Annotated in this window: 7 protein-coding genes and 1 pseudogene; 4 read left to right on the top strand and 4 right to left on the bottom strand. The window is 42.3% G+C overall.

Annotated elements, in window-relative coordinates:
* The 3 genes and pseudogenes from IM475_RS15120 to IM475_RS15110 form a co-directional block, all read right to left on the bottom strand.
* A pseudogene (locus tag IM475_RS15120) lies at window positions 1-134 on the bottom strand (flagellar assembly protein H); the annotation flags it as partial.
* 176 nt (window positions 135-310) lie between these two features.
* Entirely contained in the window at window positions 311-505 is a 195-nt protein-coding gene (locus IM475_RS15115; RefSeq protein ID WP_287728096.1) for a DUF2949 domain-containing protein, read from the bottom strand.
* Window positions 506-865: 360 nt separating this feature from the next.
* Window positions 866-1366, bottom strand: a complete 501-nt coding sequence (locus IM475_RS15110; RefSeq protein ID WP_287728095.1) for a DUF192 domain-containing protein — start codon at window positions 1364-1366, stop codon at window positions 866-868.
* 323 nt (window positions 1367-1689) lie between these two features.
* Here IM475_RS15110 and petM point away from each other — a divergent pair, with 323 nt between their 5' ends.
* From petM to thyD, 3 genes are all read left to right on the top strand, one after another.
* Window positions 1690-1803: a cytochrome b6-f complex subunit PetM gene (gene petM, locus IM475_RS15105; RefSeq protein WP_287728094.1), complete on the top strand. Its 114-nt coding sequence runs from the start codon at window positions 1690-1692 to the stop codon at window positions 1801-1803.
* Window positions 1804-1908: 105 nt separating this feature from the next.
* Window positions 1909-2268 (top strand): photosystem II reaction center protein Psb28, encoded by a 360-nt coding sequence (gene psb28, locus IM475_RS15100; RefSeq protein ID WP_287660265.1) that lies wholly within the window; start codon window positions 1909-1911, stop codon window positions 2266-2268.
* A 170-nt stretch (window positions 2269-2438) separates the two neighbouring features.
* Entirely contained in the window at window positions 2439-3362 is a 924-nt protein-coding gene (thyD, locus tag IM475_RS15095) for a thylakoid membrane protein ThyD (protein ID WP_287728093.1), read from the top strand.
* A 36-nt stretch (window positions 3363-3398) separates the two neighbouring features.
* Here thyD and IM475_RS15090 read toward each other — a convergent pair whose 3' ends face one another.
* Entirely contained in the window at window positions 3399-4124 is a 726-nt protein-coding gene (locus IM475_RS15090; RefSeq protein ID WP_287660261.1) for a GUN4 domain-containing protein, read from the bottom strand.
* Window positions 4125-4741: 617 nt separating this feature from the next.
* Here IM475_RS15090 and IM475_RS15085 point away from each other — a divergent pair.
* Window positions 4742-4870, top strand: coding sequence for a hypothetical protein (locus tag IM475_RS15085; protein ID WP_287728097.1), 129 nt, complete (start codon window positions 4742-4744; stop codon window positions 4868-4870).
* Window positions 4871-4994 lie beyond the last annotated feature (124 nt).

Below are 4994 nucleotides of genomic sequence, written 5' to 3'. Positions count from 1 at the left end.
GGTTCGGGATTGGGGGAAAAAAATACATCTATCTGTCGGGTTTCGTCGCTGACTTCTTTGCTGATTTCGACGATTCCCAGGGGAGAAAGTAATTGTTCAAGGTAATTTTTGGCAAATTGGTCATGGGGTTTCATGGACTGAGCAGTTAATCGATAATTCTCAATTGTATAGTTATTAAAAAAGTGGGTTTAAATAACCCACTTCTCAAGTGATGATTGGTAGTTTTTGGGATCGGAATTTTCAAACTGTGCCAGAAACTATGAGCAGCCATGGCAATTATTCTCCTTGTCAATAGTGAGCAATTGTAAGATTAGACTACCTCTTCGAGAAAATCATAAATTTTGTCTAATTCTTCCAAGGTCACTAAACCGTACTGCCAGAGAATCATCGGTAAATGAATTTTATCAGATTGGATCGAGCGCTCGGCCATAGCGATCGATTCTTGGGGAAGGGACAATTCCTCTTGCAGAAATCGTCGGAATTGGGAATAGGCAATCGTGGACATAGATTTTTTTACTCAATAGTACATCTCGTGATTTTAACAAAACACCACCTGATCGGTTTCAAGGACAGTTAGTCTCGCGACCGTTTTTTCTGTATCTAAGCTATCTCGATGATAGAGAGTGCTTTCCTAAAAATCGCTGGCTCTCCTAAGATAGTCCCATTAGATCGAGCAGAATTTTGTCTCTGTTTAATCTATAGCAAGGGTGAAGATTATTCAATCTATGACTTGATAGACTATAAAAATCTTAATCGATATGGTTAGATCTTAAACAGTATAAATGCGTAATAGCTTATAAAAGCCACACTTATATTTCCAGACAAGGGACACTTTCTATAAGAAAGTCAACACCATTTTTAAAAATTAAGGTCTTGAGATAGACTCAATCTTAATTTTATCTCCTTCTTTCACTCCTAATTCTTTCGCTCGACCCCCAGCTAGTTCGATCACTTGATTAACCATGGTGTTTGGCCCATAGACAGGACAAGGATCGACAGCACAAGGGGGAACATTGAGCAAAACTGCCTTTACTATACCATCTTTTAGAAAAATCATGTCTAGAGGAATCGAGACATTTTTCATCCAAAACCGGGCCATCAGAGGTTGTGCAAAGGGAAATAGCATACCGCGATTTTTCTCCAAAGACAAGCGATACATTAAACCCTTGGCCTGTTGTTCCTGGGTTTGAGCCACTTCTAACTCAATCATCTCACCATTAATATCTGCTTTGGCCGTGATCGGTAATATTTGCCCTTGATTCTCAGTCGTAATCTGAGCCATTGAACTATTATTACCATTGAGATTAGTCGATTGACAACTCAGCAGCAACAAACCTAAAAATAGTATTAACTTGATCTTGAGCATAAATGATTTTTTACCAGTTATCACCAATAGTTATCAATACTTAATTTTTCTAGTATAAGTGGAGAATTAAGCAGATAAAACACTAACACAAAGTGGTGACGGCAAATATAAAGATAGTATTAAAAATATCTAGCATGGGGGTGAGCATCCTTCCTTGAGGAGAGGGGCAGGATTGCTAGAACGTATATACTAGGAAAATTCTCAAAGTTATTGGCCGATTTTCCCCCTCAATTTTGCCCTAGTCCGGCTGCAGTCGATCGCCTTCGTAGGTTAAAATACCATTGATCTATTGATCGATTATTGTAGGCTCAGGAGCAATCACCATGACCGCAGAAAGTATGTTAGTTAATGGGGCGATCGTGGCGATCGTTCTCGTCCTCGTCGGATTAGCTTGGGGTTTTCTCCTCCTCAAAATCCAAGGTGGAGAAGCGGAATAGCTTGTTTTTCGGTTCATGGTTACTTTATTAGTAGTCATGAACTACTTTTCTCCCGTCCAAAGTAATTAAGAGAAAATCAATAACTAAAATTTTATGCCCACACCTATGACCACTCCCACGATCGAGTTTTTTGTCGGTTTATCAGAAGAATTAAGCGGTGTTAGTCTCCGCAAAAATAAAAGTACCGGGATTCGCAATGTCCTGATGACTTTTAAAACCCTGAAAGCGATCGAACGTTTCCAAAGTTTCACCACCCGTACCTACGGCGATCTCCGTCTCACCGATGAGGAAGGAGTGATTATAGTTATCCCCAACTCGACTAAGTTTATTTTTGGAGGAGATGAAGGAGATGAAATTCAACGGGTAGAATGTGGTTTTGAAATCACCGATGAACACTGGGAGCGTTTTCTGCGCTTTATGAATCGTTATGCGGCAGCCAACGGGATGGGGTATGAGGATAAGTGAGAAGACAGGAGTGGGAATTATAAATTATGAATTATGAATTATGAATTGGGGAGTGGGGAGTAGGGAGAATAAATAAAAATAATCTCCTGACTTCTGACTCCTGACTCCTGACTCCTGAGTTCTGATAGTTAAAAACGAGCTAAAATAAGGATAAATTTAGTCAAGAAACCATGAAAATAGCGATTACTGGGGCGACGGGATTTGTGGGTAGTCGATTGGTGGTCAAACTCTATGATCGCGGCGATGAAATCCTAATTTTGACGCGCAATCCCGATAAAACCAGGAGAATTTACCCAAAGTCAATCTATCCTAAGATAGAGATTATTCCTTATATCGCCACAGAATCGGGGGATTGGCAAAAAGAGATTTCTGGATGTGACGCGGTGATTAATCTAGCCGGAGAACCGATTTCGGAACGCTGGACCGGTGAAGCAAAACGAGCAATCATCGCTAGTCGGCAAATCGGCACCGAGAAAATTGTCGAGGCGATCGCCTTAGCACCCCAGAAACCGAAAGTTTTAATTAACTCCTCGGCGATCGGTTACTATGGAACCAGTGAAACCGCTAGTTTTGACGAAAATAGCCCTCCCGGTGGCGATTTTCTGGCGGATGTCTGTAAAAAGTGGGAAACAGCCGCCCAAAAAGTTAAAGATTACGGCACTCGTTTAGTCATTCTTCGCACGGGTATTGTTTTAGGCAATGGGGGTGCTTTAGGGAAAATGATCCCACCCTTCAAACTTTTTGCTGGCGGTCCGATTGGCAGCGGTCGTCAGTGGTTTTCTTGGATTCATCGGGATGATTTAATTAATTTAATTATCTATTGTCTTGATCGCCCGGAAATCAACGGCACTTTCAACGCTACTGCACCCAATCCCGTCCGGATGAAAGAATTCTGTCAGATTTTAGGGGAAGTAATGAATCGTCCTTCTTGGTTGCCAGTGCCAGATTTTGCCCTCGAAATTCTCTTGGGAGAAGGAGCAAAAATCGTCCTAGAAGGTCAAGAAGTGCTGCCAAAAGCCACTCAAGCGCTCGGTTTTGACTATCGTTATCCTAATCTAGAAGCGGCCTTACAAGAAATCGTCCCGAAAATGTAGAAATCTGATACAATAGCCGGACCTGGTGTTCTCAATCTATTTTTCACTCCAGACGGGATGGGAGAATAAAGAGGCGGCCACTCTCACCCCGCGCAGTTGATTTAACAGGGGTAAATGGCCCACGGGAGCGCTTAAATCCCAGATAAATTCCTGCGGGTATTTCGTCCAATTATTGCCATTTTTCCAGCCAATTTTCGGCCAGAGTTTCGGGAAATCTTGACCGACACCGATCCATAATTTGCGCTGCACCGACCAACCGAATTTTCCTTCCGAATGAACTAACCAAAGATTATCAATAGTCTGAATATCTACACCGGGGAAAGCTTCTACTTCCGTAAAATAGACCCATTTCCTCTGTATTGCTCCTTCTCCTGCTAATTCACAGAGTTTTTGACGGGTGAGACTATCGGCAGTTTGAAAATCCTGTTTAGCCAATAATTCCTGTAAAAGTCGATAATCGATACCTTTAGCACTATCGAGGGGAACCACACCCGTGGGGAAATAATTAGCTAAAAATTCCTTGCTCTGAGCGCTATTATCTTGATAGAGCAATTGATAGGCCTTACCTGTCACCAGATTAACAGGAGTGGGGTGCTGGGCTAATAAAAAATCTCTCAATACGGTTAGGCCACCTTCTCCGGCCCCGGCTAATTGTGTCAGAATCTGTAATTGATTTTTCGGCGACTCGGTGGCTAATTGACTCATCTTACGGGTAATATCCTCGCTTTGTTCTTCTACTAACACGCCATTCTGGTCAGTCATATCATCACTTTTAAAACCACTCCTTCAATACTATTACCACTATTTCGGGGTCGCTGCTCGATTTTTTCCCGACAAAAAAGGGATTTTTAGCGGCTGGTTGATCCTACACTGAATAACCAGTTCAAACCATAACGGTACAAAAGTGATACCAAATTGTCATTCTAACCCGCGTGTTACCCAACCCGGGTTATGGGAGAAAAGAACCGATCAGCCGGAGACTCAATCTCAAAATAAACCCCTGAGACTCCAAATGTAGGTTAGCAGCGGCCTGAGAACTCAAACATTTGCCAAGGGGACTAGGTGGGAAGTGTTGGGACGTAAGGACATTTAGTTAGTTTCACAACCATGAAACTAACTAAATGTCCTTGGCAGATGCTTGAGTTCTCAATCTAGTATTCAAAGCTACTGATTGCGGGTGAGTTCAGCCGTAGGGTGCGTTCCCTAATGTGGCTCCTACTGCTCCAGCGATCGATTTTTGCGAACGCACCATGCACATTGATTGAAGCTGTGGGTTTAAGTGCAATGCCGCCCTTGTCGGCCCAGTTGGGGAATGTTAGCGAAGATCCCCAATGTTTAGGTTAAAACATTGGGGCAAAAGTTGCAACAGGGTCAGGCCAATGACAGTTAATCAACCCCGCTACAGCAAAGAAGAATTCGCTCGACGTGGTAATGAGATTTATGAATCTCAGGTGCACCCCCAAGTCGAGGAAGGCAATCATGGGAAGATTGTGGCAAAAGCTTATTAGATAAACTCCGCTATTTACAGAGTTTTATGTGTCAACATATCAGCTATGTACACTGGTTTAGGAAAATTGTCTATTCAATTTGAAAAATGGCGTTTTGGGGTTGTTATGTTCTTAAATGTAAAGT

Origin of the sequence: Microcystis sp. M061S2, assembly GCF_020245605.1 — a bacterium.
In the GTDB taxonomy this organism is placed as follows: Bacteria; Cyanobacteriota; Cyanobacteriia; order Cyanobacteriales; family Microcystaceae; genus Microcystis.
The sequence above is the reverse complement of the archived record's forward strand: the minus strand, read 5'-3'. Positions and strand labels throughout refer to the sequence as shown.

Coding starts and splice junctions, on each gene's coding strand:
- petM (WP_287728094.1), top strand. CDS start 1,690: ATGACCGCAGAAAGTATGTTAGTTAATGGGGCGATCGTGGCGATCGTT.
- IM475_RS15090 (WP_287660261.1), bottom strand. CDS start 4,124: ATGACTGACCAGAATGGCGTGTTAGTAGAAGAACAAAGCGAGGATATT.
- IM475_RS15085 (WP_287728097.1), top strand. CDS start 4,742: ATGACAGTTAATCAACCCCGCTACAGCAAAGAAGAATTCGCTCGACGT.
- thyD (WP_287728093.1), top strand. CDS start 2,439: ATGAAAATAGCGATTACTGGGGCGACGGGATTTGTGGGTAGTCGATTG.
- IM475_RS15110 (WP_287728095.1), bottom strand. CDS start 1,366: ATGCTCAAGATCAAGTTAATACTATTTTTAGGTTTGTTGCTGCTGAGT.
- IM475_RS15115 (WP_287728096.1), bottom strand. CDS start 505: ATGTCCACGATTGCCTATTCCCAATTCCGACGATTTCTGCAAGAGGAA.
- psb28 (WP_287660265.1), top strand. CDS start 1,909: ATGACCACTCCCACGATCGAGTTTTTTGTCGGTTTATCAGAAGAATTA.